The organism is Bacillus andreraoultii, assembly GCF_001244735.1.
GTDB classification, from domain to species: Bacteria; Bacillota; Bacilli; order Bacillales; family Caldibacillaceae; genus Caldifermentibacillus; species Caldifermentibacillus andreraoultii.
On the sequence record NZ_LN868937.1, the window covers coordinates 1,721,963 to 1,745,796 of the forward strand.

Genomic DNA, 23,834 nt, shown 5'->3' on the forward strand with positions numbered 1-23,834 from the left:
ACAAAGATACGAAGGGGGAAAAACCACAGTGAATCGCTTATGAGGAACATTTAGATTCAAATAAAAGTGGTTTTCATTGGTTTTAGGCTGGAATTAGTTTTCATATTTTCACAATCTGGCAGTCTCTTTACAGGGAACGATTGTAAGTTGCGAAAAGCTTACAAGCACCGGATGTTTTTTGTCAATTTGTTCGTAAACTCTTTGAGAAAAAACCCCTTCTTTTTGTAAAAGAGACGTTGTGAAATTAGGAAAAGTAATTCTTGAATCGCCTAAAATTTTCTACCTTTTTGATGTCACCTCCTTTGGTTTTTGATTATAACAAAGAACGATATTGATTTCCAGCCTAATTAATGAATTTTAAGAATTTTACCCTTTTGTATAAATTGAGATTATATTGATTTTTACTTGTAACTTTTTTGAAACTTAAACGTGGTTATAGTGAAAGGGGGGCACGATGGAAAGGAATCTTGGTTTAGAAGAAATTTATCAGCTTTACTTTCAAGATGTATATCATTATGTTTTTACCCTTTGTAAAAATGTTCAATTAACTGAGGATATCGTTCAAGAAACTTTCTATCGCGCTTACTTTTATGTAGAAAGTTATGACGATGAAAAAATAAGACCGTGGTTATTTAAAGTTGCCTATCATACATTTATTGATTTTTGGCGGAAAGATAAACGAGTCGTGTACGTTGAGGAACCGTTTACCGAAGCAAAAATGTCTCAAAGTGCGGAAAGTGAATTTTTCACGAAACATGAAATAAATGAATGGTTTCAAGCGGTTCAACGCCTATCAATACAAAAGAGGACTGCTATTGTTCTTAGAGACTATTACCATTTTTCATATCAAGAGATTGCAAATGTGTTAGATATGACACTTGCAAATGTTAAGGTAACCATTTTCCGGGCGAGAAATGAAGTACAAAAATATTTGACGTCAAGTAATAAGGGATAGAAGGTGGAGTTGAGATGAATTGTAAAGAGGTTCAGAAGTTAATGGATAACTATTTGGAGGGAAAGTGTAGTGGGGAAGAGAGTAGAGAAGTCGATAACCATTTAGAAACATGTGGAGAATGTAGAGAATGGTTAGATGGAAAATTAAAGGAACAAGAGAATGTGCTCAAACCGTTAAATTCCAGTCCAGAAACGCTAAATATGTCATCGGTGAAAAAACAAAATAAAATTCTTCGCCGAGCAAAGTGGAAAAATCGGATGAATAATGTTTTTACTGTAATCGTTAGTTTAATTATATTAATGGTTGTTCTTAGTTTGTTAACGGGGCTATATTATGGGCAGTTTATCGATTCTGATAATAGTAAACTTAATCGGGCAAAGCAAGCGATGTTAACGACGACAGAGGTGACGATGCCAAATGTAATAGCTAGAGGTGGTGGATCTGCTACGAGTGCATTTTTCACTGCAAGTATGGATTATGAACTGTCGAGACAGATAGGTAGGGATACAGAAACAATTGGTGAAATTCATGGGAAAATGTTTTTCAATCAATTAAATATAACGAGAAGTTGGGTGGATGGAAGTTATGATGTAAAACTAGAATTTTTCTACCCAGCTATTAAAGAAGAGTTATACAAGGAGAATAAAGAGTCTTTAGCAAATGGATTAAGGGAGACTTGGGGTGCTTTGGATAAATTACCTGAAGGAACGGTTTCGGAACTAGCAATTTCGTTTGATAATCTTTATGATATTGACCAAATAAATAAAATGATGAGTGACTATGACATAGATGTAACATGGTTTGCGGTCGATACAGGTGGTTCCAACATGCCGACACTTGATAATTTTCCATTTACTAGTGCAGTTACAGGGATTTGGGGGTTCAGTCAATATACGCTTTTAGAATTTTCAGGAGAGACTGGATCCGACCGAACGCTTGAAAATCGGCAAGAGGATTATGAAAAGGCATTTAAAAATATGTTAACCTTTTTAAATGATAATGAAAAATATGTACAAAATTATTTATGGGACTTAAACAGGGGTGATTTTCAAAAAATGCGTCATTATGTAGATAAAAACGGTTTGAAGTGCTATGGGGTGGTTGTAACGGGCCCAACAAAAGAGCTCCTAAAATTCCGTGATAATAAACAGATTACGTACGCTTCTTTAGGGGAAGTCGATTTTTGGAATTGGTTTGATCGGAATTTTGGCGGAGAGATGAACTGAAGCGATAACTAACTGGGGTATGCTACGTAAAAAACTAGAGGCTGCGTATAAACGTAACCTCTAGTTTTTGTGATTTGGCTCATGAGGAGATGGGAATAGAATTAGCTACTTTGTTTACATACTTTGTATTGGACATATTGATTGATTTTCTTGTCAAGATTTTGAATTCGAGTAAGGGCAGTTTGGTAGTCAATTTGACGGTAATGGTGTCCTCCACCAGGTTCTTCATCATCCGTATCCGCTTTTGTGACAACTTGTTGGAGTGGGTTTAGTTGTAAGTTCCCATCTGGTAAATAGGAATCTGTATGAAGTAGGATTGCCAGGGCGATTTGTTTTGCGTTTTGCAAATCTTCTCCACAGCGAACGAGAAGTTTATGAGCACGTGCTGCTCCTTTGATCGCGTGAATATCATTCTCTTTATATAAATCGTAATCCCATTTCCCGTCTGTATACCATTTATAATGACCGATATCATGTAAGAGTCCGGCCTTTGTTGCTAAATCTGGGTTTACTCCCGTTTGAACAGCAATGGTAAATGCCTTTTCAGCAACCGAAATCGCATGAGCCATTCCTGACCGACTAACGTACTTTTGAACAATGGGATGGCAATATAATTTTTCTAGTGTAACGAATCGTTCCATTCATTTCCCTCCATCTCTATTTATTTTCCCGTCTATGAGTATATTGTTATATAATTTATCACCTTTTTAACTTGGTTTCAATGGTTTTTTATGGATTTAAATAAAAATGATTTTAATAAAGAAGTGATGGCGGATAAGTTTGAATTAAAAGAAATGGAAATGTTAATAAATGAATGGAAGGATAGGATTAGAACAAGAAGCAAATCAGTTTAAAGATTTGCCTCTTGTTTACTAGTGGGCATAAATCGATAATAAAATTAGACAGTATACGTTCGAAAACCTTTATCATGCTTTCGTGCAAAACTTTCATCTGATGATAAAAGATAGATGATACCTTCAACGAATCCGATGATGGCTGGAATATATGTCCAAAAGAAAATTAAATATATAAATCCTTGCCCCCATTTACCAAGATAAAACTTATGAAGACCGATTCCACCTAATAAAATAGCTAAAATACCAGTGATCATTTTATTTTTTGTGTATTGATTCACTTGTCTACCGGAACCATTACTGGCCGATGATGATGACGATGAACTTGCACCACCACCGCCACCAGCATTCATGAATACCATTGGTTGTTGTTTTGTAGATTGATCCTCGAGCTTTTCTATTTTCTTTTTACTTTCTTCGAGTAACTCGCTAACACACTTTTTACAATAGTTTTTCCCATTAATTTCTGTGTTACAATTCTCACAAATAAATTTACCACAACCGACACATGTTCCTATTGCCTCCGCATCGTTATGCACATAACATGTAAGCAACTTGGCTCCCTCCTTGTACTTACTCTTATAATAAAGAATTCTTATAGTAAAATTATAACTTATAAATATCAAAAAATATAGAATAGCAATAATTAAGATAGATTACTTAATTTTAAGTAGTGGAATAGAGACGACATTGATTATAACGGAATATAGTATAGCTTAATCATTCGTAATAATCATGTAATTTGCTATAATTAAAATATAGTGATTTTCTATAAATAGTTAATTTAGATTGGAAAGATTTTGGGGTGTAAAAATAGGGAGATGGGGAGAGATTGATATGTCTTTCAAGGTCAATTCAAAAATACGATTCAATTTACGCTACCCCGCTGTACTTGTATTAATTAGTTTTGTTCTTCTAGGTCCGTTATGTGAACATGTAGAGGTCTTCACTCAAACAAAGTGGCAACATTTTTTGACGTCAATCTTTTATCCTGAAACGCCACTCGTTGCATGTTTCCTACTAATCTTTTTAATTGTTTTTGGTCCAACACTGGAGAAAGTGTACGGTTCTGCAAAATTCATTTTTTTATTTGTTATCGTTGGAATAATCGGAGGTATTTTATTTCAATATATTTTTACATATGAACAACCGTCAACGGCAATGATCAGTTTGAGTGGTATTCTTGGAATTTATTACCCATTGATGATAAAACGGAATCATCTATTATCAAAAACGAATCAATGGTTATACTGGTTAACATGTTTACTCACATTGATTGTTTTGTTTAAGTTTCCAAGTCTACCAAAAGCTGAAGTTGTGGTTGGGGTTGGTATCGGTATATTTTTAACACTGTTTATCAAGCCGCAGTCTTTTCGTCAACTCGCTCGAATGCGGTGGGGGCCGTCGATGGCAAAAAGTCTTTTTGTCATTAGTTCGCTCATGTTTTTAATGTATTTGCCAAAATTAATGGACGGGACGAATCTTGTTAGTGGGATTTCTGAACGGGTGAACGAATGGATTGGTGAAAATAATTCAACTGTAAAGACGGAAGAAGTACGTGTAAATATTGAACAACGTATGGATGAAAGTAGTAAGGGTCAATTTAGTTCATCTACTGAAGCGAATAAATCTACTAAGCAAGTAGTCAGAACTGGTGATGAATTATACAATGCGATTTTACGTTCTTTAGAAGGTATGGAAAATAAAGTAAATCTTAAAGAATATACGACAGATAGTGATACCGCCTTTGATACACTACACAACGTATTGGCTGATCATCCGGAAATATTTTATTACGATTATACCACTAGTAGATTTTGGTCTAACGGTATACTAGAGTTAGGTTATAAGTATAAGGAATCAGATGTACATATGTTAAAAGGAAAACTAGAAGAAGCAAAGAATCATATTTTAGGAAACGTGTTGAGTGGAATACAAAATGACTATGAAAAAGTGAAGGCCATTCATGATTATTTAGTAAAACATACAAAATATGACTACGATAATTACTTAGCAAATACGATACCTGATGAGTCTCATACAATTGTCGGCGCTTTACTGCTGCAAACGGCCGTCTGTGAAGGATATGCAAAAGCTGTCCAATTTTTATTAAATGATGTTGGGATTGAATCGTTATTTGTAACGGGAATGGGGAATGGAGAAGGGCATGCGTGGAACAAAGTGAAAGTGAATGGAAGTTGGTATAACTTAGATGCTACTTGGAATGATCCGGTACCTGATCGGCCAGGAAAGGTTTCTTATCAATATTTTTTAGTAACAGATAAACATTTAGCTCGTGACCACCAATGGGAACAAGTATCTCTCCCAGTTGCAAATAGTACAAAATATATGAAACTTGCCTTGTTAGACCAGGTGTTTTAAGAATAAGTTTGGATTAAGAAACCCAACCATTGTCGCATGGTTGGGTTTTTGGGGATAGTTGAGTTTGATTTTCATATGATTCATTTGGTCTACATAAGGCGAAATATTAGTGTGCGATGGTACGATTATCATTTGATTGATTTCTAGATGTCCATTGCATGTCTTTAATTTTTTCTTCGAGAAGTGCGGTAATTTCACCGGTGTTATTTGGTCTTGTATTGGTAATGAATGTGTTTATGATAGGTGCCATTGCTCCTTTAGTAATGATTTCAGCATAAATAGCCATTCGTGTTTGTACTGGACTAAGTAGGTGGAATGTTACCGTCCCCGTTCCTGTAAATTGTTTTGATTCACTTCTAAACTGAAAATTCATCGTGTTGGACTCTTTGTAATCAGTCAGATCTATGTAAAGCTTGATCTTTTTCTTTAATAATCCAACTTGTACTTTACATTCAATTTCAACGCTATGGTTACTTCGTGTATTGTGACGAATATAACCTGGAACTAGTGAGGCCCAGTTATCAATGACATGAATAAAATCCCATATCGTATTGAGTGGAACATGTAAATCAATCTGTTCAGTAATTTTAGGCATACAAAGCCCTCCCTGCAAGTCATGGTGTATGAAAATTAAAGTGAAACAATATAACATATTCTAGTTAGATATATTTATGAACGATTTATTAAAAATGGGTGTTTCTATTAGTTAGGATAGGAGAAATCAAAAAAAGACCCATCGTTTCATAAATATTGAATGTGAGTCGTTTATTTATAAGATGAATGAGGCTGTCCGAAAAGTGAATACCCTCAAAATGTGATAATCGAGAATGCAAGCAATCAAAGTTTTGAAACATGAAAAGGGTATCCGAAAATCAATAATACGACTTTCCGGACACCTCCTTTGTTTTTAGGCCTTATAGAACCTGTTACATTTTTATATTTTAAATTGTTTAATTAATTCGTTTAATTCTTCTGCTAATGTTGCTAACTGGTCAGCACTGCCGGTTACCTCTTCCATAGAACTATTCGTTTCTTCAGCAATTGATGCAGTTTGTTCTACTCCAGCTAGGGATTCCTCCGTCACAGCAGCAATTTCTTGTATTGAATTATTCATTTCTCGGCTTTCCGCAACTGAGTTCTTTAGCGTGGAGGAAATTTCTTTAATACTATCTACAACTTCTTTAATAGATTCATTTATTTTCATAAACGTATCACTTGTAACCTTAATTTTTTTTGTACCAACTTCAACTTCTTTATAACCATTTTCTAGAGTCTTAGTGACTGAAATAAATTCGTTTTGAATAGTTGATACAATACTTGAAATGTCTGTAACAGAATGAGCAACTTGTTCAGCGAGTTTTCTTACTTCATCAGCAACTACAGCAAATCCTCGACCTTGCTCACCAGCCCTTGCTGCCTCAATTGCTGCATTTAAAGCAAGCAAATTCGTTTGATCAGCAATGTCCTTAATGACAATAACAAGTTTATATATTTCTTTTGATTCTTCATCTAAATGTTGAACTTTCTGAACGGAATCTTTTACAATCATTTCAATTTTAGTCATCTGTTCCGTAGAAGATTCCATTAACTGTTTACCTTCTTTAGTTAATGTTAAAGCTGAATTAGAAGTATTATATATCTCTTCTCCACGTTTTTCAGTTACTTGAACATTCTCAACAAAGGTGCCGAACATTGCGGATAGTTCGTTCGAATGATTTGCTTGTTTTTCTGAGCCTGCCGCAATTTCTTGTAGAGTCGATGCAGCCTGTTCAGTGCCAATCGAAATTTCATGAGCTGATTGGGTTAACTCTTCACTTTGGGATGAGACGACCTCTGAAACTTGACTAATTTTAGTAATCATGTCTTTCATACTAATATTTAATGTATTCATAGCTTGAACCATTTCACCAATTTCGTCTTTTCTTTTTGTTGTGATTTGTTCGCCTGTTAAATGACCACTTGCTAACAGTTTAAGTTTGTTCGTTGCTTTACTAATTGGTTTGCCAATGGAACGTCCCATAATAAAACCGGTTACAATAGCTAGGATGATGGAAGTAATTAAAACGATAAGAATACTTATGTATAAGTTTTTGTAAATAGCTTCATTGCGATCGCTTAGCTTCTTAGCTTCTTGTCTTGTGTTATCTTGTAGTTCTTCTAAATGAATACTTGCAGAATCAAAGTAGGCGCTTGATTCTTGGATTCCATTTTTGGCAAGTTCATACTGCCTTTGTTTAACAAAATTTAAATTCCGCTGGGCAAGTTGTACATAACTATTCCAATCTTTTTTAAATTCTTCTAAACTCTTTTTTTCTATAGTTGTTAAATTGTAAGTATCGTACTTTTCTAAAAGTAAATCCGCATTATGTAAGCTTTGTTCTGCAGCATCAACGAGGGATGGTTCTTTTCCAAGAGTTGCCGATGTGCTAATAAGACGAACATAATCAATTTCCTGCCTAATTTCAAGTAATGTCCCTAATGGAATTGCCTTTTCTTCATACATCATTTTCCCGTTAGTATTCATATCTGACGTTCCCTTAATTCCAATAGACCCAACAATTATAATTAGTAGGGAGACAAATACGAATGATAGAATGAGTTTTCTAGTTAATTTCATAAAGGTGCAGCTCCTCGTCTTGTAATGAATAAATTGAAAAAGTTAACAGGGTGAACTATTTGTACTAAAATATCTACTCAGGTTCAAAAGTCATGGTATCTTTTTCCTGGCGAATCTATCATACTAGGGTACTGACAAGAAAAACGAAACAAAATGTTACAATAATCGTACAAAAGAGGGGAATAATTAGATTATTTAAATAAAAACATCTGTCAATCAATATTGGAAAGATGATTTATGGAATAAGCATAAAAATTGTTACTTAGTTGTGCTCACGAATTTTCAAACGCATAATATGGTCATGCTGTCCTGAATAGTGACTCCTGAGTTTTCAGTCTAATTAAGTAAAGCGAAATTATTGCGAAATAATAATTAACGTGGTATGTTTTTAATGGTTTAAAGAAAGGAGATACATAGATGAAACATTCGTATTCAAAATTTATACTTATTTTTATTGTCTCTACAATTTTGTTCGTTTTAGGTGCTTGTAGCAGTAACAGTGAATTGAAAACCGGCAATAAAGAAGAAGGAAAAACAACTTCGTGGGAACGAATTAAGGATAAAGGAACATTAACCGTGGGAACATCGGGAACATTATATCCTACGTCATACCATGATTCTGATTCTAATGAGTTAACTGGTTTCGAAGTCGAAGTTGTTAAAGAAATGGCCAAACGATTGAATTTAGAAGTAAAGTTTGTTGAAATGGCCTTCGATGGGATGCTTACTTCTATCAATAGTGGTGCCATCGATATCGCTGCAAATGATATATCTATAACGGCGGAACGTAAGGAAAAATTTGCGTTCTCTAGTCCATATAAATTTTCATTCGCATCAGCTATCGTTAGAAAAGACGATTTATCTAGCATTAAGACGGTAGAGGATATAAAAGGAAAAAAAGCAGCAGGCGAGGCGACAACGGTTTACATGGATATCGCTCGTAAATACGGTGCTGAAGAAGTAATCTATGATAATGCGACAAATGAATCGTATTTAAGAGATGTGGACGCTGGACGAACTGATTTAATTATTAATGATTACTATTTACAATTACAAGCACTTGAGTTTTATCCTGATTTAAACATCACTATTCATCCAGACTTAAAGTTTGAAACACCGAGTGAAGGAGTCGGGATGATTATGAAAAAAGATGCAACTGAACTTCAGAAAAACATTGATGATACATTACATCAAATGCTTAAAGATGAGACAATTAGTAAGCTTTCCAAACAATATTTTTCAGGTCATGATGTAACAGAAAAGCCTGATTTGCAATACTAAAATAACTTACTAAAAACTGCTCTAATTGCTGGGCAGTTTTTATCATATCAATTGTAAATACGCTCGAAATGTATGCGGTTTTTTGAAAGGAGCAAGAAATGAGCGGTATCCAATGGGAATATATTTTTGATTTCCGACTAGCGATTGAGTCGATTCCATACGTATTGGAAGGAATATGGTATACGTTGTTAATTTCCCTTGCAAGTATAGTAATCGGTCTATTTCTCAGTTTTTTCCTAGCTTTAGGGAGGATGTCAAATCATTTAATATTACAGTTACCATCACGTCTTTACATATCTTTTATGAGAGGGGTTCCCATATTAGTGTTACTTTTTCTATTGTATTTTGGGTTCCCGCTTGTTGGAATTGAGTTTTCGGCGGTCAATGCGGCAATTATATGTTTTAGTCTTAACTGTGCTGCCTACATGGCAGAGATTAATCGTTCTGCTATATCCGCAGTTGATATCGGGCAATGGGAGGCTGCACAATCTCTAGGTATGACTTACTGGCAAACGTTATTTGCGATTGTTGTCCCCCAGGCTTCGAAAATAGCTCTACCTCCATTAGTTAATGTGCTTCTAGACTTAATTAAGAGTACGTCACTGGCGGCAATGATTACTGTTCCAGAACTTTTCCAAAAGGCAAAAATTGTTGGCGGTAGAGAATTGGATTACATGACGATGTACATACTCGTTGCGTTAATTTATTGGGGAATCTGTTCAATTGTTGAATTGTTGCAAAATCATCTTGAAAAGAAAGTCGCATAATTGGATAGAAATTTCACGACAATAGAAGGGGAAAAGGTCTGGTTTCTCGGTCAGACCCTTTTTCGTTCGTTTTTATTTGGAAAAATGAGGAATTTGCTCGTTTATGAACGTGAATTATGTTGGAATGAGCAAATCTTTTTGTTTGGTAAGCAAAAACCACGTTGGAAAAATGGATTCGTTTATTAATATGAATCCCTTTAAAAAAGCGATTGATTATTTCTGTTTCCGTTTGAAAACGACGTTGAAAAGGACGATTGGAATTAATTTTTCGCAAAAGTACCATCAACCTCAACTGTTTCGAAAATATTAATAAATGCATTTGGATCATGTTTGCGTACAATTTCCTTTACTTGTACTGTTTCATAGCGGGTCATTACCATCATCATAATTTGTTTTTTCTCAAGTGTGTAGCCACCATATCCTTCTGTAACCGTAATTCCGCGATAAATGGTTTGTAGTAATTCATTTCGAATAGCGTCACCTTTTGTTGTAACAATCTGCATCGTTACTTTCATGTGACTCGTATGGATTTTATCAATCATACGACCAGTTAAGTAAATAGATAAAAGAGTATATAGCGCAATATTCCAATTAAAAGCGGTACCTGAAATAAGCACAATAATACCATTCATCGCTGTTAAAAGAATGCCAACACTAAAATTACTTGTTCTTGATACGATAATTGCAACAATATCTAATCCACCAGAAGTTCCAGAATATTTTAGGATGAGTCCGACACCTACACCAGTTATTACCCCACCAAAAATAGTGGACAGTAAAATATTATCTGTTAATGGAATGACTGGTAATATGTAAAGAAAAAGTGACAGGGACACAACACTTAGGATTGTATTAAGTGTAATTTTCTTCCCTAGTTTATAATAGCTTAAAATTAGTAACGGAAGGTTTAAAATGAAGTTGATTATACCTGTATTGAAAGGAGTAATAAGGCCAAGTAAAATGGCAACCCCACTAATCCCACTACTTAAAATACTATAGGGCACTAAAAAGAAATTGTAGGCAACTGCAATAATAAAAGAACCAAAAATAACTATCATGTTTTTCATAGAATCACCTTCGATACTTAAATAATCTCGAGAATTGTACCTTATTTCTATAATTATCGCAAATAAATGTACATCAAAAACACATTTCATATTCAATGAATTATTATAATTGAAATCATATCTTTATTTTCCCGGATAGTAAATTGTTTTTTTATTCATTAAAGAAAAATTTCCAGATTAGTGGTAGGTGATTTTAAAATATAGTAATCTATATAAAATAAACAAAACGGGGGAAAACTGATGGAACGTGAATTTACAAAAGGAATTTCGTATACAGCGGGATCTTATTTATTGTGGGGAATATTACCCATTTACTGGAAGTTTTTAAATCATGTACCTGCACTCGAAATATTAGCTCATCGTGTGATTTGGTCGTTTATTTTCGTACTAACGATTGTCGGACTGTTAAAAAGAAAACTACTAAAAAATTTCTCTCAAGTGCAAATGAGAAACAGGAGAACGTGGCTAGGATTAATCTTAGCCTCACTATTTATTAGTATTAACTGGCTTACATACATTTATGCTGTAAATACGAATCATATCGTGGAAGCGAGTTTAGGCTATTACATTAACCCACTCGTCTCTCTTTTATTAGGAGTTTTTGTTCTACGGGAGAAAATAAATGCAATACAAATGATCTCATTTGCTGTAGCCGGAATCGGTGTTATTTATATGACGGTTACATTTGGAAAATTCCCATGGATTGCGCTACTGTTGGCCCTTTCGTTTGGACTATATGGTTTATCAAAAAAATTGATAAAAGTAGACTCGATATTAGGCTTGTTTTTAGAAACATTATTTGTGTTGCCTATTGCGTTATTATTTTTAGCATATATCGGTTTTAATGGTCAACATCACTTCTTAACGGGGTCACTTAACAATGATTTATTTTTACTTGGTTCCGGCATTGCAACAGCTTTACCACTTTTATGGTTTAGTATCGGGGCGCAAAAAATTCCACTTTATATGGTCGGCTTTTTACAATATATTGCTCCAACGATCAGTTTAATTCTTGGTACTCTCTTATATAAAGAGCCTTTTACAAAGGATCATGCAATTACGTTTACCTGTATTTGGTTAGCTATTCTGGTCTTTACCATCTCAAATATTCAGCAAATGATTAAAAGAAGAAAAGCCACGGCCGTTGATGCCGACGTTAGGAGTGTGTAAAACAGTTCGATTTTAATATGGTATAATTAAAAGGTTACTATTTTAATATAAGATTTCGAGGAGTATGTACGATGGCTAGCATCAATGATTTTATCAACCAATGGCAAAAGGCCTTAACAATAGAAGCAAACAATTTAGAATCTAAAGGTGGCATAAAAACTGTTATTACAGAAGGAAAATGTTTAACAACTGATGATACAGGAGCAACATACTGGTTTTTAGTTCATACAGATTTATTTCTACCAGATGGGACGCCTGTTCGTGTTGAGTATCACAATCAAGTGTACAGTGGTATTGTCCTATCTGTAGAGGGTTTTGATGTTGTCATAAAAATAAATGACTTTCTCGGTAATGATGTTAAAAAGGCAGAACTTTACAGTGCTCCATGGGAATTGTTAATCGCATTAACGAAGCGATTGGACAGTGTGAAAGGTGATTCCGGTAAACAGAAACGTGTTCACCGCTTACTTTCGCCAAATACACCTACGAAACATCCACAAGATAAAATAAAAAATGATGTAACAGAATTAATTTTACGTGCAAAATATAACCCAGTTACTTATGTATGGGGACCACCTGGGACGGGTAAGACGTATGCACTTGCAAGGATGGCTGCATACTTATACAAAAAGGGATTGAAAATCTTAATATTAGCGCATAGTAATGCTGCGGTGGACGTGCTAATGTTGGAAGTTGCTACTTATTTAAAAGGGAAAGGACAATGGAAGGCAGGGGACGTTCTTCGTTACGGATTTAGTCATGACCTGAAAGTACGCGAACACGAGGGTTTACTTATCGAGAAAATGGTTGAAAAGTCTCTACCAAATTTAGGTGAGCAGCTGAAGCAATTGGAACAGAGAAGAATGTCGGTTAAACGTAATTACACTGATATTCAAGGAAAAAAACTTGCAAACATAGAAAATCAGTTAAGAAAAATTCGCTCAAGCCTTAAACAAGAAGAAGAACGATTTGTCAGCAATGCTAAGGTACTCGGTGTGACATTGTCAAAAGCGGCAATGGACCCATTCGTGTACGAGCAAACGTATGATATTGTAATTGTCGACGAAGCGAGTATGGCTTACACACCACAAATTGCCTACAGTGCTTCTCTAGGAAAACATACGATCGTTTGTGGGGATTTCAAGCAGTTACCTCCGATTGCGATGGCAAATCATACATTAGTAGAAAAATGGTTAAAGCGGGATATTTTTGAAGTGGCAAAAATTGTTCAGTCAGTTTCTCTTGAAGAGGCTCATCCAAATTTATTTATGTTAACGAAGCAAAGGCGGATGCACCCCGATATCTCTCGTTTTACAAATCAATTTATCTATCAAAATAAAGTATCTGATCACCCAACTGTTCGAACTAAGAGAGAGCCGGTTGCAGCAAAGCATCCGTTTGTGAATGAAGCAGCCGTACAAATCGATTTGTCGAATATGGGAGCTTATGCATTAAGGGATGCTTCATCAACTTCACGCTTTAATCTATTCTCAGCATTGATTGCCCTACAATTGATCCTCTCGGCAAAAATGGATGGCCTAGAATCTATTGGCTATATTACGCCATACCGGGCACAGTCGCGGCTGGTGAATACATTCATTCGCGAATTTTTTCCGGATAACCGTTTAAGTGTTGGAAGTGAAAAAATCGTTGCAGCAACTGTTCATAAATTTCAAGGTTCAGAACGTGATTTCGTTCTTTTTGATGCGGTTGATAGCTATCCTGAGTCCCGAGCAGGGAAGCTGTTGACGGGTGCGGATAGTGAAAAATTAATAAATGTGGCTGTAACTCGAGCACGAGGAAAATTTATTCATGTCGTTGATAAAAAGTATATGGATTCACGGACATCAAAGAATAACACGATTCAACAGTTAAGTAATCATCTAGAAAGGATTGGTCATTCCTACACCCGTTTCAATTTACGAGAAATCGTGGAGCGTAATTATCATGCTAACTTACAATGGTTTGTGGATTCGAATATAGAACCTTTGCTAGAAGACATGAAACAAGCTAAGAAGATTGTTATTTCCGTTCCGTATCCATTGAAAATAAATCGTAAACGATGGGATTTATTGAAAAGCTTAGAAAATAAAATTGATATTGATGTCATTACATTGAGACAAGCAGAAATTCCTTTGAGGAGATTTCGGATTGTTCATAAAGACTTAGTCATGCCATTTATTCAAATAAATGATGAACGTTTATGGGTTGGTGCTCCTTCAATATTTGATACATCACCACAATTGCCATCTGTTACATGCCGACTTGTATCAAAGCAAGTCGTTGAACTTTTTCATAGTTATTTAAATTTAACGCCTGCAAAAAAAGTACAGGATGTAGTGAAAAAGAATGTGACAAGTTATCGACCTACGTATACATTTAGTCAATATGTTGCCACTTGGGATCAATGTCCAAGGTGCCATAGTGTTCGGAAGATCGGTACGAAAAAAGATGGGTCATTTAGTCTAAACTGTGATTATTGTGGGATGAAGGCAAGTATTCAAGATTGGTATTTACAAAAATACATTGATTATGCAGAGTTAAAATGTAGAAATTGTGAAAGTTCCCTTGAAGTGGAAGGGAGCGGAAACGAACTTCACGTAACTTGTCATCGTTGTAGGTCGAATGTAGAAGTAGCATTATTAATATAGAAAGAAGTTGTTAAGTTTCACGGATTTTTACGGGGAAAAGGGGTTAGGTTAGACGTTATGCGATTGGCCGCTTTTCCCAGAATTTTAAGGGGAATGGTTTCATAGAGTCACTCTATGAGCCGGTATTCGTGGTTTTTCAGTAAAAATAGGTTCATAGAGTCGTTCTATGAGCCCGTTTTTGTGTAATTTTAAGGAAAAAGGGTAGATAGAGCCATTCTATAAACCCGTTTTCTTGGGTTTTAATGAGAAATGAGTAGATAGAGCCATTCTATTATAAGTACGATTGTTATCCTCAATGCATTCTTTAAAAGTACGTTTCTCCAATCAGTAGAATCTTCAGCTGTTCCTTGGGCAATTGTTGCTTTTTCCATTCTGTTACTAATCTTTCTAAAGCTTCGGGCCCTGTGTCGTCGGCTAAACGATACGCACCATAATGCATAGGGACAAACTGTTTAGCTTTTAGTTCTTTAAAAGCTTTCACACTATCTTCAGGCGAAATATGGGAATCAGCCATAAACCATTCCGGCTCGTAAGCACCAATGGGCATAAACACCGTATCAATGGGAAATCGTGAAGCAATTTCCTGAAAGCCAGGGAAATAGCCCGTATCACCGACAAAATAAAGCGTTTCCTTATTAGCTTGAAAAATCCAGCCTCCCCAATGAGAGGTATTCATATCTGTCAACGTTCTTCTTGTCCAATGCTGTGCAGGGACAAAGTGAATTTGAATTCCTTTATATTCAACCACTTCCCACCAACTCATCTCGATCACATTTCGATATCCCTTTTTCAAAAAAAGTGACTTCAAACCGATGGGAACAAAATACCGTGGGTTGCCCTTTAGCTTTTTTAATGTTGGAAAGTCAAGATGGTCATAATGTCCATGTGATATAACGACAACATCAAACTCAGGTAAATTTTCTAATGGAATTCCTGGTTCTGTTAATCTTTTCTGAAATCCCATTCGCTTTGCCCATACCGGATCCGTAAGAATGTTTACCCCATTAAGTTGAAGTAGAAACGTAGAGTGGCCAATCCAAGTATAGGACGTCACGTTTCTATTTGCTTTTAGTTCGTCAATCCTTTTGTTTGAACATTGCTCAATATTCTTCGTTAAATCTTTTACTTTGCGTCGTCGTTCTTTTTGCCACTTTCGCATATCTTGAAATGTTTTTTTATTGGATACATGATTTAAATTCGTATACCTTTTCTTTTTCATCATCATCTCATCCTTATAGAAAGCCTTATATGATTTAGTTGCAAATATGAAAGAATCGCTCTTTTAAATAAACATGTAATTCTCTGGATGTATTTTACCATAAATCGTACTTAAACTAGTCATCAATCCTCTCTCCATCATATTTTTTGTGAAATAGAAGGAAAATTGCTCAGAAACAGGGAATTATTATTAAAGGTTTTCATTTTAGTAATAATTATGAAAGGCAGATGAAAAATGAAGCACGCGCTCGTAGTTGGTGGAACAGGAATGTTATCGGAAGTTTCGCTTTGGCTTATTAGTCAAGGATACCATGTTTCAATTATCGCACGAAACGCAGAACGTATGGATAAATTAGTAAAAAGGGCAGGCACAAAACACCACGTTACCCCTTTACTTGTTGATTATACAGATGGAAAAAAGCTGCAAGAAAAACTAAAGAATACGATTAGCAAAAATGGTGAGATTGATCTTGTCGTAGCTTGGATTCATTCATATGCGACCGAGGCACTCTCAATTATTATAGACGAGGTCTCAAATCGAAAGCACAGATGGCAATTATTCCATATTTTAAGTAGTCGCTCAAATACAGAAACAATAAGGGAACATATAGCCATTCCTCACTTTTGTACATATTATCAAGTTCAATTAGGATTTATTATAGATGATAGCTGTTCACGGTGGTTAACAAATGAGGAAATTTCTAGTGGAGTAATTGAAGCCATTAAGAAGAAAGAGAACGTAGCGACAATTGGTCAAGTTGAACTTCGGGAAAAGCGACCATAATTTTGTAATGAAAGTTATTTTCTTACAGATATAGCTGGATATAATTCCCCCACTCTTAACCAACATCATACAAAAATGGAGGATGTAAATGGATAATGATAAGTTGGCAGTGTTTTTTAGCATTGCAAAAGAGCTAAACGAAAATGGAATTATTCCACTTTTAATGGGTTCGGTCGGTTTAGAACTTGTTACAGGAAAAAGTTGGGATGCACAAGATCTAGATATCCATGTACCGGGTGACGCAAGAGGTTGGGAAGTACATCCCGAATTAAATATATACAATTGGAATGTTATCGTAAAAATCATGAACTCTATGGGTTATGAATTAATTGATTTACACGAGCATGAGTTTTCAAAGGACGAATGGAGCGTTGAATTCGGGATTATTAACACATTACCCGATTTCGCAGGTATACAGTTAAAAGATTTAAACTTACATCAAAAGGGTGATGTAAAATATTACTTACTAAGTCCAGAACAATATTTACGTGTTTACGAGGCCTCTTCTAAAGATAGTTACCGTGCAGATCAGAATAATAACAAAGATTCAAAGAAGATAGATTACTTAAAAACCATTTTATAAGGTGTGTAAAAAAGCCGGATATCGGGCCAGTAAGAATCTCTTTTTATCTAATTTCAACTAAAGGAAAGGGTGCTTAAGGCGCCTCGTAACTATGCACCCTTAATAGAGAAGTTTGCATGTTAATTATTATTGGATGAAGTTGCAGCGGTTACGACAGCCATTGATGCAATCATCGCCGCCTGTTGTGCTTGCATAATAATTTCAAGCGTAGTCATTAATCCTGTTGTCGGAACGGTTGGATCTTTTGTCAGTTCACATATAAATAATTGAGCTGCAAGCATAAAGTTGATATCTTTTTGCCACTTAAAATCTTTTTCAGCATTTAGTCGTTCCGTGACAGTAATTAAATGTTGTAAATCGAATTGTTTCTGATCACATAATGCAAGCATACCGATTATTGGATAGTTCACTGGTTTCGGTTTTTTATTTAGTTGGTGTATTTTATCGAAAATTTCTAAACAGCAATCACTTAATACATTTTTGTCAGCGGTCGGATCTAAAGAAAGGATATGAGTTAAAAATTGCAAATCATTCCCTTTTTTAAATCCTATTATTTGCAATTGATGGTAAAATCCTTCCATACGCTCGATGAGGGAAGAAACATCCTCGTCTCGTGTTGCTAATAACAGTGCGAGTGGATAATCATTTTCTGATGTTAAAAACATATGCTCTTTCTGCATCGCTTTATAAATATGCTGAGCCCGTTCAACGAATAAAATATGTTCTTTCGGGTCTATTTTACTTGTGAAGAGAATGCCAGCTGCAATATACGTAAACATGCCTCGCTTAAAGCCACTCTTAGCAAGCACATCATATAAATCGAGGTATGAATGAAATACATCTTCTACTTGATCACAATGAATATCTAGCATAGCTCCAATAGAAAATCGTTCTTGGGATCGAAGTGTATTAAAAGCATTCACGTTAGATTTAATGTATTCGCTGACTTGAAGAAACCGTTGTAAATCGAAATCTCGCTTATTCACTACATACATTGAGGCGATGAGCATAGTCGTTTTATGATCAGTGACCTTCCATTTTAAAGCTTTTTTTAATTCCTTATAGATGGATAGAAATTGGTCTATTTTTTGTTCTAAATTGTGATTTGTCAACATCAACACATCCTAAAAAAATCATCGATAGTTTATATACGGATATGTTGGGGGATAGTTTCATTTTATCACTTGGAGTTTGATTCTTTTTATATGATTTGATCGCCACTTTTCTTAAAATAAAAATATGCCAAAGATAGTAAATCACGAACACAGAAGAAAGTTAATAGGGGAAGCAGTGTGGCGATTTATTTTAAAGGATGGAATGAATGGAGCGACCGTACGAAATATCGCAAAGGAGGCTGGATTGACACTTGGTTCTTTAAGACATTACTTTAATTTCCAAGAAGAATTGTTAGTCTTTTCCATGGAGTTCGTTAAGAAACGAGTGACAGAACGAACCTAAAATATTATTTTAAAGGACTTGCCACCAAAAGAAAAGATCATTCAAATGATATTGGAAATCATGCCGACAAATGAGATAACAAAGGCTGAAATGGCGGTTTGGCTCAAGTTCGTTCTATACTTTCGTAATAAGCAAGGAATTGATATTGATGATATCATGTTTCTTGGATCAAGAAAAATAATGGACATGCTAGATCAAGGTAACTTCTTAAAGGAAGGTGTCGATATTGATCTTGAAACGGAACGTCTCTTTGCAATTGTCGATGGACTCGCTATTCATGCAATCCTTCAGCCAGAGCGGATGACGAAAGATCGAGTAGAACAAGTATTAGCATTACATTTAAAGTGGATTTGTAATTTTTAACTGAAGAAAAGGACAAATGAAACTTCATGTTTATCTAGTTACTCTAGATAAAATGGTATTATTGGATGAAGGAGAAACGGAAATAAAGAAGTTCAAGAAGTTACATATATAGATGAGTTTATAGAGAATAAATGTAAAAACGAATAAGATTGAAAACGAATATAGAATTAGAAAGAATAAAGGGAAATCGCTTTTATCAAACTATTTGATATTGTTTGTTGAAATAAAGATACAGCAAACGAACATCATTTTTGAGTTTTACTTGAAGATAAAAGTTAATTGAACTGATTAAGGAAATATAACTAATAACAGAAATAATCCCCCCGTGAATTTATCAAAATCATGGGGTTATTTTGTGCGCCTGTCATGGGTAATAACTTGATGGTGAAGGTCCACTATAGGCTTGGCAGTGGGAACTGTTAGCAGAAAGCAAGGGTGTTCGTGTTACGCGTGAATCTGAAGGCAGCTTGATGCTCTCGAACTAACAAACAGAAGCTACATATTATTAGTAAGCAAAATGGAACTCATTTTGAAACATTCGGCTAACTTTGAGTGGGCTACTCGGTATCGCTAATACTGTTGTAGAAACAATGAATGTGTCGAAAGGATTTTAAAGCATGTTTTATTACAACAAAAATTAAATCAATAAAGATAAATTTTTATTGATAAACAATAAATTTTATTGATAAACGATAAGCGGTATGTTAAAATCAAATTCGAAAATAAATGTGAGGTGTTTTTTATGAAACGATTAGGCTCAACGCTCTTTTTACGAATCGCGGTTATTTTAATTGGTGTTCCTATTCTGGCACTTTGTATATTGTTGTTACCTAAAATTGTCATAGAAGCAATTGAACAAGCTAAAGACGGTGCGATGTTAGGTTTTGTCATACTTTCCATTTTATTAATCATGTACGGTACAGCGATACCGTTTTACTATGCCTTATATCAAGCATTAAAACTTCTTCGGTACATTGACAATAACGAAGCCTTCTCTCAGCTGTCTGTCGTTTCTTTAAGGAAAATCAGGAACTGTGCCATTGCAATTAGCAGTTTGTATGCAGTTGCTCTTCCAATGTTCTTTATCGTAGCACAATGGGATGATGCCCCAGGTCTCGTATTAATTGGATTGGTTATTGTTGGGGCATCGATGGTAGTCGCTGTTTTTGTCGCTGTTCTTAAAAAACTTCTACAAGAAGCGATTGATATGAAAGCTGAAAATGACTTGACGGTTTGAGGTGAAAAAAATGGCAATTGTCGTAAATATTGATGTGATGTTAGCGAAGAGAAAAATGAGTGTGACGGAACTTTCAGAAAGGGTGGGTATTACGATGGCGAACCTTTCAATTTTGAAAAATGGAAAGGCAAAAGCAATTCGTTTCTCCACTCTAGAGGGAATCTGTGCTGCATTGGATTGTCAACCAGGTGATATTTTAGCTTACAAAAAGGATGAAGGGACTTAGGCGAGAATAAAGTAAAAAATATAAAGAAGGGAACGGGTAAACCATTGATGTACCAACATTTATAGAGGGAGGGCCTGTTAATGAATTTAACTAGACAGAATGAATTAAAACGCGATTTCATTCACTCAAAATTCTTAAGACCGTTTATACAACTTATTCATTTCGGTTGGAAACAAGCTCTGTCATGTATTTTCCCGGTTGTCATTTTTGCTACTTTGGCGATTACACAATTCATTCAGCTTCCCTTTTTACCTCGGTATGACTGGTTACTCATTTTGCTTCTTTTGATGCAATGGTGGATGGTTCGCTCAGGTCTTGAAACAAGAGATGAGCTAAAGGTGATCACTTTATTCCACCTTATTGGACTGGCGCTTGAGATTTTCAAGGTACATATGGGTTCTTGGTCTTATCCTGAAAAGGGGATTTTTAAAGTGTTCGGAGTTCCTTTATATAGCGGATTTATGTATGCAAGTGTAGCGAGTTATCTTTGCCAAGCATGGAGGAGATTACAGGTTGAACTTTTCAAGTGGCCGCCGTTCATACTAGTAGTCGTGTTAGCATCGGCAATTTATTTAAACTTCTTTACACATCATTTTTGGATAGATATCCGTTTGTGGTTAGCTGGACTTGTTATCATTGTCTTCTGGCAATCAAGCGTTTCGTATGAGGTTAATGGCACTCGTTACCTTATGCCACTTGTTTTATCTTTTGTGCTCATCGGATTTTTTATTTGGATAGCTGAAAATATAGCAACGTTCTTTGGGGCATGGCAATATCCAAACCAGACCGATACATGGAGCATTGTGTATATTGGAAAGGTGAGTTCATGGGTGTTATTAGTTATTGTTAGCTTTCTCATTGTAGCGACGTTGAAGCAGGTGAAGGGAGGAAAAAGGATGCGTGAGGGTAAGAACTTAGGAAAGTTAACATTGAAATTTCCTTTTTTTTAGTAAACATAAATTGAAAGTTCATGAAAATAAAATGGTGGATAATATACCAGAACATATCGCAATTATTATGGATGGAAATGGGCGTTGGGCTGAAAAGCGGGGGATACCCAGATTTGCTGGTCATAAAGAAGGGGTATCAACGGTTGTAAGTATTGTCAAGACTGCCATCAAATACAAGGTGAGGGTATTAACACTGTATGCCTTTTCTACGGAAAACTGGAAACGTCCAAAACCAGAGGTAGATTTTATTTTGAAACTACCAAAAGAGTTTTTAAACATTTATTTACCAGAGCTTAAAGCGAATCATGTGCGTATCGGGGCTATTGGGGATATGGAAAAACTCCCTTTTCATACTCGTGAAGCATTACAGTATGCAATTGATAGTACCAAAGAGAATGACGGACTACAAATGAATTTTGCCCTAAACTATGGAGGAAGAGACGAGATTCTCCATGCTGTAAAAGCAATGGCTACTGATTTAAATGATGGAAAAATATCAATCGATAAAGTAGACAACAAACAGTTTTCGAAATATTTGTATACGACTGACCTTCCAGAACCAGATTTACTTATTCGAACGGGCGGAGAAAAACGTCTAAGTAATTTTTTGCTTTGGCAATTAGCGTATACAGAGTTCTGGTTTACCGATGTACTGTGGCCAGATTTTTCAGAAAAGGAGTTTTTACGTGCACTTGAGGATTATGGAAAACGTAAGAGAAGATATGGTGGTGTAGATGAATTGAATGAAGCAATACTTAGTTAACTTTCGAAAAAAGCGTTTTCAATGTAGAAACAACAATAAATATGATATAAATAAATTATAGTGTTTTAAAAAGATTCAAAAAGGGGTTGTTTCGATGGGAGAGTTGACTTTTACACCGTTAACAGATGAGTTAGAAGATTTAGTTACATTTTTCATAGAAAATACGTGGGAATTTCATCGGGATCCACATCCGTCAAAATATAAAATCATGCAGTCATTTCATAAAGGATGGTATCAGGATGAGCGGGCAACATTTTGGATCAACAAGAATGGGGAAAAGATTGGTTTGATTATTTTGGACGATATAACAGATACGATTCCGATGTTCGATATTCGCCTTGCAACGAGATGGCGAGGAATGGGATATGGCACAGAAGCAGTTAACTGGATAAAGGAATACATATTTAGACTTCCTGATCGAAAAATAAGAATTGAAGCTTATACCCGATATGATAATGTACCGATGAGAAAAGCACTTACGAAATGCGGGTTTGTTAAGGAAGGCTACTTACGGGATGCATGGGAAAATGATGACGGCTCCCTTATGGACGCAATGATCTATGCAATAACCCGATCGGATTGGGAACACGGGATTACCACACCAATTAAACTCGATGCAGAGACGTTTTAAAAAGGTATATCCTTTCCATAAAAAATTGAAGTCACTTTGGAATGATGAAGATCGATTTGAACGAGAACGAAACCGATAAGGCAGGCTTTTATTAAAGGAGATAGATAACATATCTAGTAATCATGAGACATATGAAAAAAATCTTAACCTATGCAAACACATTATATGGGAATGAAACATTAGGAGCAGTGTTTTTGGAAAATGATACAGACTTAAATCTTCGTCCGATGGATCAATTTAGTCATTCGGAATTAGAGGAGTAACATCGACTGCTATGGGACACGATTCAAAATGTTCAGGAAAAACACAATCACGGGTAACCGAAAAGATGAGGGAAATCTTAATGGTTACCCTTTTTAGAATTATGTCGAGAACCCTCGTGACTTTTAGATATGAGTTGTTGACTTGAAAGGTAAGTATAAATAGGTTTCTATCTTCTTTAAATAAATAAGTGCATATGAATGGCTTTGGTTGAATTACCCTACAACCAAGAAAATTTCTTTCTGTAATCTAGGATTCTACTATCGCTTATAAGCTCGAATGTCATAGTTTTCTTGAGTAATGAGAATGGGTAAAGAACATGTTAGTTGAAAAATACATATTTCTTATTTAAAAGACAAATAATAATACCGTTTCTTACCATATAGATTA

General features: G+C 35.3%; 22 protein-coding genes and 1 pseudogene. 16 read left to right on the forward strand and 7 right to left on the reverse strand.

Features of this window, described 5'->3' with window-relative positions; translation table 11 throughout:
* Positions 1 to 454: 454 nt before the first annotated feature.
* Together BN2144_RS13470 and BN2144_RS13475 are read left to right on the forward strand one after the other, a co-directional pair.
* Positions 455 to 955 carry a sigma-70 family RNA polymerase sigma factor gene (locus BN2144_RS13470; RefSeq protein WP_033828764.1) on the forward strand — a complete coding sequence of 167 codons (501 nt, stop codon included), beginning with the start codon at positions 455 to 457 and terminating at the stop codon, positions 953 to 955.
* A 14-nt stretch (positions 956 to 969) separates the two neighbouring features.
* Positions 970 to 2,181 carry an anti-sigma factor gene (locus BN2144_RS13475; RefSeq protein WP_033828765.1) on the forward strand — a complete coding sequence of 404 codons (1,212 nt, stop codon included), beginning with the start codon at positions 970 to 972 and terminating at the stop codon, positions 2,179 to 2,181.
* A gap of 101 nt (positions 2,182 to 2,282) precedes the next feature.
* Here BN2144_RS13475 and BN2144_RS13480 read toward each other — a convergent pair whose 3' ends face one another.
* Positions 2,283 to 2,822: an HD domain-containing protein gene (locus BN2144_RS13480; protein ID WP_033828766.1), complete on the reverse strand. Its 540-nt coding sequence runs from the start codon at positions 2,820 to 2,822 to the stop codon at positions 2,283 to 2,285.
* 257 nt (positions 2,823 to 3,079) lie between these two features.
* Entirely contained in the window at positions 3,080 to 3,589 is a 510-nt protein-coding gene (locus BN2144_RS21005; protein ID WP_407638030.1) for an NINE protein, read from the reverse strand.
* Positions 3,590 to 3,872: 283 nt separating this feature from the next.
* Here BN2144_RS21005 and BN2144_RS13490 point away from each other — a divergent pair, with 283 nt between their 5' ends.
* Entirely contained in the window at positions 3,873 to 5,417 is a 1,545-nt protein-coding gene (locus BN2144_RS13490) for a rhomboid family intramembrane serine protease (protein WP_050632317.1), read from the forward strand.
* A 106-nt stretch (positions 5,418 to 5,523) separates the two neighbouring features.
* Here the strand turns inward: BN2144_RS13490 and BN2144_RS13495 are convergent, their stop codons facing one another.
* Both BN2144_RS13495 and BN2144_RS13500 read right to left on the reverse strand, forming a co-directional pair.
* A complete protein-coding gene (locus BN2144_RS13495) occupies positions 5,524 to 6,012 on the reverse strand; it encodes an SRPBCC family protein (protein ID WP_033828767.1) in 489 nt (162 codons plus the stop codon).
* 339 nt (positions 6,013 to 6,351) lie between these two features.
* A complete protein-coding gene (locus tag BN2144_RS13500; protein WP_075047839.1) occupies positions 6,352 to 8,034 on the reverse strand; it encodes a methyl-accepting chemotaxis protein in 1,683 nt (560 codons plus the stop codon).
* A 417-nt stretch (positions 8,035 to 8,451) separates the two neighbouring features.
* Between BN2144_RS13500 and BN2144_RS13505 the strand changes: the two genes are divergently transcribed.
* Both BN2144_RS13505 and BN2144_RS13510 read left to right on the forward strand, forming a co-directional pair.
* A complete protein-coding gene (locus BN2144_RS13505) occupies positions 8,452 to 9,315 on the forward strand; it encodes a transporter substrate-binding domain-containing protein (protein ID WP_033828769.1) in 864 nt (287 codons plus the stop codon).
* A 98-nt stretch (positions 9,316 to 9,413) separates the two neighbouring features.
* Entirely contained in the window at positions 9,414 to 10,082 is a 669-nt protein-coding gene (locus tag BN2144_RS13510; protein WP_033828770.1) for an amino acid ABC transporter permease, read from the forward strand.
* A 260-nt stretch (positions 10,083 to 10,342) separates the two neighbouring features.
* Here the strand turns inward: BN2144_RS13510 and BN2144_RS13520 are convergent, their stop codons facing one another.
* On the reverse strand, positions 10,343 to 11,149 hold the full coding sequence (locus BN2144_RS13520) for a YitT family protein (RefSeq protein ID WP_033828772.1): 807 nt from the start codon (positions 11,147 to 11,149) through the stop codon (positions 10,343 to 10,345).
* Between the two features lie 240 nt (positions 11,150 to 11,389).
* On the opposite strand from BN2144_RS13520, the gene rarD reads away from it, so the two are divergent.
* Both rarD and BN2144_RS13530 read left to right on the forward strand, forming a co-directional pair.
* Positions 11,390 to 12,319 carry an EamA family transporter RarD gene (rarD, locus tag BN2144_RS13525; protein ID WP_033828773.1) on the forward strand — a complete coding sequence of 310 codons (930 nt, stop codon included), beginning with the start codon at positions 11,390 to 11,392 and terminating at the stop codon, positions 12,317 to 12,319.
* 71 nt (positions 12,320 to 12,390) lie between these two features.
* Positions 12,391 to 14,970, forward strand: coding sequence for an AAA domain-containing protein (locus tag BN2144_RS13530; RefSeq protein ID WP_050632318.1), 2,580 nt, complete (start codon positions 12,391 to 12,393; stop codon positions 14,968 to 14,970).
* Between the two features lie 304 nt (positions 14,971 to 15,274).
* On the opposite strand, the gene BN2144_RS13535 is transcribed toward BN2144_RS13530, so the two are convergent.
* A complete protein-coding gene (locus BN2144_RS13535; RefSeq protein WP_033828774.1) occupies positions 15,275 to 16,189 on the reverse strand; it encodes an MBL fold metallo-hydrolase in 915 nt (304 codons plus the stop codon).
* Positions 16,190 to 16,423: 234 nt separating this feature from the next.
* Here BN2144_RS13535 and BN2144_RS13540 point away from each other — a divergent pair, with 234 nt between their 5' ends.
* Positions 16,424 to 16,972, forward strand: coding sequence for a short-chain dehydrogenase (locus BN2144_RS13540; RefSeq protein ID WP_033828775.1), 549 nt, complete (start codon positions 16,424 to 16,426; stop codon positions 16,970 to 16,972).
* Between the two features lie 88 nt (positions 16,973 to 17,060).
* Positions 17,061 to 17,555 carry a phosphoribosylanthranilate isomerase gene (locus BN2144_RS13545; RefSeq protein ID WP_033828776.1) on the forward strand — a complete coding sequence of 165 codons (495 nt, stop codon included), beginning with the start codon at positions 17,061 to 17,063 and terminating at the stop codon, positions 17,553 to 17,555.
* Positions 17,556 to 17,674: 119 nt separating this feature from the next.
* On the opposite strand, the gene BN2144_RS13550 is transcribed toward BN2144_RS13545, so the two are convergent.
* Positions 17,675 to 18,667, reverse strand: a complete 993-nt coding sequence (locus tag BN2144_RS13550) for a DUF4003 family protein (protein WP_187367010.1) — start codon at positions 18,665 to 18,667, stop codon at positions 17,675 to 17,677.
* Positions 18,668 to 18,794: 127 nt separating this feature from the next.
* Here BN2144_RS13550 and BN2144_RS13555 point away from each other — a divergent pair.
* The 7 genes and pseudogenes from BN2144_RS13555 (at position 18,795) to BN2144_RS19950 (ending at position 23,446) form a co-directional block, all read left to right on the forward strand.
* Positions 18,795 to 19,376: pseudogene (locus tag BN2144_RS13555) on the forward strand (TetR/AcrR family transcriptional regulator).
* 742 nt (positions 19,377 to 20,118) lie between these two features.
* Entirely contained in the window at positions 20,119 to 20,613 is a 495-nt protein-coding gene (locus BN2144_RS13560) for a DUF2975 domain-containing protein (protein WP_033828778.1), read from the forward strand.
* 10 nt (positions 20,614 to 20,623) lie between these two features.
* Positions 20,624 to 20,839, forward strand: coding sequence for a helix-turn-helix domain-containing protein (locus BN2144_RS13565; RefSeq protein ID WP_033828779.1), 216 nt, complete (start codon positions 20,624 to 20,626; stop codon positions 20,837 to 20,839).
* Between the two features lie 80 nt (positions 20,840 to 20,919).
* Positions 20,920 to 21,789 carry a DUF817 domain-containing protein gene (locus BN2144_RS13570; protein ID WP_042337951.1) on the forward strand — a complete coding sequence of 290 codons (870 nt, stop codon included), beginning with the start codon at positions 20,920 to 20,922 and terminating at the stop codon, positions 21,787 to 21,789.
* 31 nt (positions 21,790 to 21,820) lie between these two features.
* Positions 21,821 to 22,552, forward strand: coding sequence for an isoprenyl transferase (locus tag BN2144_RS13575; RefSeq protein WP_042337960.1), 732 nt, complete (start codon positions 21,821 to 21,823; stop codon positions 22,550 to 22,552).
* A gap of 94 nt (positions 22,553 to 22,646) precedes the next feature.
* Positions 22,647 to 23,183 carry a GNAT family N-acetyltransferase gene (locus tag BN2144_RS13580; RefSeq protein ID WP_033828781.1) on the forward strand — a complete coding sequence of 179 codons (537 nt, stop codon included), beginning with the start codon at positions 22,647 to 22,649 and terminating at the stop codon, positions 23,181 to 23,183.
* Positions 23,184 to 23,305: 122 nt separating this feature from the next.
* Positions 23,306 to 23,446 (forward strand): hypothetical protein, encoded by a 141-nt coding sequence (locus tag BN2144_RS19950; protein ID WP_154665513.1) that lies wholly within the window; start codon positions 23,306 to 23,308, stop codon positions 23,444 to 23,446.
* Positions 23,447 to 23,834 lie beyond the last annotated feature (388 nt).